The 1,692-nt window shown below is 70.1% G+C and carries 2 protein-coding genes; both read right to left on the bottom strand.

Translation table 11 applies throughout. The annotated features are described in order from the left end of the window. Positions 1 to 249, bottom strand: a 249-nt coding sequence (locus ACIY1X_RS24765) for a hypothetical protein (protein ID WP_399685886.1), incomplete at its 3' end; no start/stop codon positions are given. 87 nt (positions 250 to 336) lie between these two features. Next, on the bottom strand, positions 337 to 1,692 hold a 1,356-nt coding region (locus tag ACIY1X_RS24770; RefSeq protein ID WP_399685889.1), incomplete at its 5' end, for a topoisomerase C-terminal repeat-containing protein.

Raw genomic sequence — 1,692 nt, forward strand, 5'->3', positions numbered from 1 at the left:
GATCTGCACGGACGGGCCGGCGACGCGCTGGATGCCGGCCTGCAATGTCTCGTCCAGCGCAGCCGTGCGCCGCTGCAGACGCACCGCCAGCACGTAGGTGCCGGGCTCGGGGCCGCGGGCCAGGCCCAGCGCCACGCCGGGCCGCGCCTGCGTCAGCCGCCGCACGCCGACGGCGCGCACCGCGCGCGTCGCCAGCCACAGCTCGGCCAGGCGCGGGCGCACGATCTCCTGCGCCACCTGTTCCTTCAAGGCCCTTGCCGTCGCCAGATCCATGCCCCCATGATGCGGGGATCGCCGGGCGGCGCTGTAAAGAGACGTACCGGCCGCGGGGCGGCCTCAGCTCAGGTGACGGCCCAGGATGCCGGCCAGCTCGAACATGGTGGCGCTGGGCTTGTCGAACACGGCTTGCAGCCTGGCGTCGGCGCGGATGCTGCGCTTGTCCGCCGGGTCCTGCAGGCCGTGGGCCTTGATGTAGTCCCACAGCTTCTTGGTGGCCTCGGTGCGCAGCACCGGCTCGTCGCCGATCACGGCCGCCAGCGCCGCGCTCGGCTTCAGGCCCGAGCCGGCGGCCGCCTTGCGCGGCGCCTTCTTGGCGGCGGGCGCTTTCGCGGCGGCCTTGGCGGCCGGTGCCTTCTTCGTCGCGGCGGTTTTCTTCGCCGCCGGCGCGGCGCGGGCAAAGGTCTTGCGCGGCGGGAACTTCGACTCGCGCGGCTCGAACTCGAAGGTCACCTTGCCCTCGTCCTTGTTCCACACCAGGAAGGCCTTGAAGGCGCGGCGCGTGCGCATGCTGACGAACTTGTCGAGCAGGTCGGTCTTGCCCTCGGCCAGCAGCTTGCGGATCTGCGCCTCGTCCACCGGCTGCTGCAGGATCACCTTGCCGGTCTTGAAGTCGCAGCTCGGCGTGGCCTGCTTCGGCGTGGGCACCGAGTGCTCGCACACGTAGTTGGCGCCGAGCTCGTACACGCCGCCGCCGCACTTGGGGCAGGGGCCGTAGTTCGGCTGGCCGGCGAAGTTGATGATCTCGCCGGTGGCGGCCGGGTCGTCCTTGTCGTCGCCGAAGTCGAACTCGAGCTTGTAGTTCTTGTCCTCCTCGTTCCAGGCCAGGTCGATCTCGGCCACGAAGGGCCAGCCGGCCTTGGAGCGGAAGCCCTCCAGCGGGCCGATGTGCTTGGTCGCCACCAGCTGCTCCGCCTCGGCGATCTCGAAGGTGCGGCCGGCTGGCGACTTGGTGAAGGAGAAGCCGCACGCATCCGTGCCGCTGCCGCTCCTGCCGGTGCAGGCGTAGCGGCGGTAGTTCTCCTTCACGATGCCGCCGCAGTTGGGGCAGGGCGCCGCCAGCGTCGCGTAGTCGCCGGGCACGGTGTCGCGGTCGTACTCCTTGGCCTTCTTGACGATGTGCTGCGTCATCTCGGCGATCTCGCGCATGAAGGCGGCGCGGCTGAGCTGCCCCTTCTCCATCTGTGCGAGCTTGTATTCCCACTCGCCGGTCAGTTCGGGCCTGGACAGTTCCTCCACCTGCAACCCGCGCAGCAGCGTCATGAGCTGGAAGGCCTTGGCGGTGGGGATCAGCTCACGGCCCTCGCGCAGCATGTACTTCTCGGTCAAGAGGCCTTCGATGATGGCCGCGCGCGTGGCCGGCGTGCCCAGGCCCTTCTCCTGCATCGCCTCGCGCAGCTCGTCGTCTTCCACGAA

This window comes from Xenophilus sp. (assembly GCF_044462705.1).
Lineage (GTDB): Bacteria > Pseudomonadota > Gammaproteobacteria > Burkholderiales > Burkholderiaceae_C > Xenophilus > Xenophilus azovorans.